We start from the raw sequence: 2,237 nt of genomic DNA on the forward strand, positions 1-2,237 counted from the left end.
CCCGCCATTTATAAAAAGTTGAATTACCCATGCCATATTTACGGCAGAGTTCCTTGACAGGAATACCTGCTTCAGCTTCTTTTAAAATAGCGACGATTTGATGTTCAGTCATTTTTTTCATAATTAAATCCCCTTTTACTTTTATCATAGAGAATTTTCTACTTTTTTGCTGTACTATTTTAGGGGATAGTTACAAAAATATTTAACGAAAATATTATATCATTTGAAAATGTTAGTACTAACAATGTAAATATCGAATGCAAATAATTATGAAATCTAAAGAAGAAAGTTTAATCTATAATTTATTAACTAATAAAATAGATTTAGACACATTTTATAATGAATATCCAGTTAACTTAAAAGAAAATAAAAATTATTTTTATGAAAAGCTACTAATATCTATAGAAAAACAAGATTTAAATAAAATAGAAGAATATTTAGATATTGAGGAATATTTAAATGATAATGAATATATTAAAAATAACCTTGATAAGATTTATAAGCAATTAATAATAAAAGATTGGATACCTAGTTATTTTTTAGAAAGATTATTGGACTCATTAGAGTTAAATACAGAAAATAGAAAATACTTTATCAGAATATTAGGCATTAATAATTTCGATAAAAATGATACTAATGATATAGAAACTTTTATAGTTCCCATTTGGAAAAAATGCCTATGGAATTTATATAAAACGGGATCTAATGATGAAACTCTGAATATTTTAAAAAGATATTTAGAATCTCCTTATGAGGATTTAAGTAATACAGCTAAAATTTTGATCCAAAAAATTATAAATCAGCATTAATAATGGGCCTGATAAAATCAGGCAAAGGGTAAATTTTCTCTTTAGGAAGTTTATCCTTTGCTTTTCCTATCTCATTATTTATAATAAGTTGATGAATTTCTTTGGAAAAATCTGTAATATCATCAATTTGAACAATCCAATCTTTTACATATTTTTTAACAGCTTCACCCTTTAATCCTATTTGAATAGATTTGTAATCTAAATTATCCAGTTTAATATTCTTTTCAGGATCCCACTGAATACGAACAGGGGTGCTATTCAATTTCTCTTTCCAATTTTCATGAGTTTTGTATATATTTTCTTTAAATGTAGATAAACAAGCATTTTCCAAAGCCCATTCAAAACCTTCTCGTTTTATTTTAACTGCTAAAATATGCTCTTGTCCTTCTTTCTCAGCCCATCCGGACCTATACATCATCCATAAAAAAGAAGGTTTAATCCAAGTCATTCTTTCCACTTTAAAAGGAGAAACAAAAGTTTGAGCCTTTACAGCAGGTAAAGCAATTCCTTTTCTATAAGCCTGATATACTGTTATTGTTTCTTTATCAAAAACAGCTCTTATTTCTCTTTCTTTCATAATACACAAATATAATAACAATTCGAATACAATAAAAACGGACAACTTGTAGAAGCCCGCAATCAAGATAATTGCGTAAAACTGCTAAGAGACCCGGCCGGACGTGTTATTGAAGAAATACAAAGCAGCGGTTTACCGGGAGATAAGGGACAGCAGGTTAGCAGCACCTACGATGATAAGGGCTATCGAACGCAACTGAAAAGCTCACCGGGGGCATACATACGCAATACTTTTGATGATCAAGGAAATTTGCTTACTCTTACTGCCGATATAGAAGCGGAAGAAACCGGCGCCCAATGGAAAGCTCAAATAACTCGTAACGGGCTCGGGCAAGAAATGGAAAAACAGCTCAACGGGCGTATCAAACTTACCACCGCTTACGACAAACAGGGACGGATTATTTCCCATCAAGTGTATCAAGGCAGCAAAGAAACTTATAATCGACAATATAACTGGAGCCCGAGACATCAACTTAAAAGCATCCTCAACGGATTAACCAAGGGTAAAACTGAATTTACCTATGATTCCTTCGGAAGTTTGGCCAGTGCTTGTTACCAAGACGGCAGTTGTAACTATCCCCTAAAATAGTACAGCAAAAAAGTAGAAAATTCTCTATGATAAAAGTAAAAGGGGATTTAATTATGAAAAAAATGACTGAACATCAAATCGTCGCTATTTTAAAAGAAGCTGAAGCAGGTATTCCTGTCAAGGAACTCTGCCGTAAATATGGCATGGGTAATTCAACTTTTTATAAATGGCGGGAAAAATACGGCGGAATGGAAACTTCGGATATCAAACGCTTAAAGGAGCTGGAGGCTGAAAACCGTAAGCTTAAACAGATGTTTGCCGAA

5 protein-coding genes are annotated in these 2,237 nt (G+C 31.8%); 3 read left to right on the forward strand and 2 right to left on the reverse strand.

Annotated elements, in window-relative coordinates; genetic code table 11:
• Positions 1–121, reverse strand: a 121-nt coding sequence (locus A9G31_RS08880; RefSeq protein ID WP_176700380.1) for a transposase, incomplete at its 3' end; no start/stop codon positions are given.
• Positions 122–269: 148 nt separating this feature from the next.
• On the opposite strand from A9G31_RS08880, the gene A9G31_RS08885 reads away from it, so the two are divergent.
• Positions 270–809, forward strand: coding sequence for a hypothetical protein (locus tag A9G31_RS08885; protein WP_065561339.1), 540 nt, complete (start codon positions 270–272; stop codon positions 807–809).
• Here A9G31_RS08885 and A9G31_RS08890 read toward each other — a convergent pair.
• Positions 793–1,386, reverse strand: a complete 594-nt coding sequence (locus A9G31_RS08890) for a DUF4291 domain-containing protein (protein ID WP_065561340.1) — start codon at positions 1,384–1,386, stop codon at positions 793–795. The genes A9G31_RS08885 and A9G31_RS08890 overlap by 17 nt on opposite strands.
• Positions 1,387–1,635: 249 nt before the next feature.
• On the opposite strand from A9G31_RS08890, the gene A9G31_RS08895 reads away from it, so the two are divergent.
• Entirely contained in the window at positions 1,636–1,974 is a 339-nt protein-coding gene (locus tag A9G31_RS08895) for a hypothetical protein (RefSeq protein WP_065561341.1), read from the forward strand.
• 53 nt (positions 1,975–2,027) lie between these two features.
• A partial coding sequence (locus tag A9G31_RS08900) for a transposase (protein WP_176700381.1) occupies positions 2,028–2,237 on the forward strand: 210 nt, incomplete at its 3' end.

Origin of the sequence: Gilliamella sp. Gris1-4 (genome assembly GCF_001690335.1) — a bacterium.
GTDB classification, from domain to species: domain Bacteria; phylum Pseudomonadota; class Gammaproteobacteria; order Enterobacterales; family Orbaceae; genus Gilliamella; species Gilliamella apicola_P.

What these genes read in the sequence shown, in the direction of transcription:
- A9G31_RS08890 (WP_065561340.1), bottom strand. Translation starts at nt 1,386, where the DNA reads ATGAAAGAAAGAGAAATAAGAGCTGTTTTTGATAAAGAAACAATAACA.
- A9G31_RS08885 (WP_065561339.1), top strand. Translation starts at nt 270, where the DNA reads ATGAAATCTAAAGAAGAAAGTTTAATCTATAATTTATTAACTAATAAA.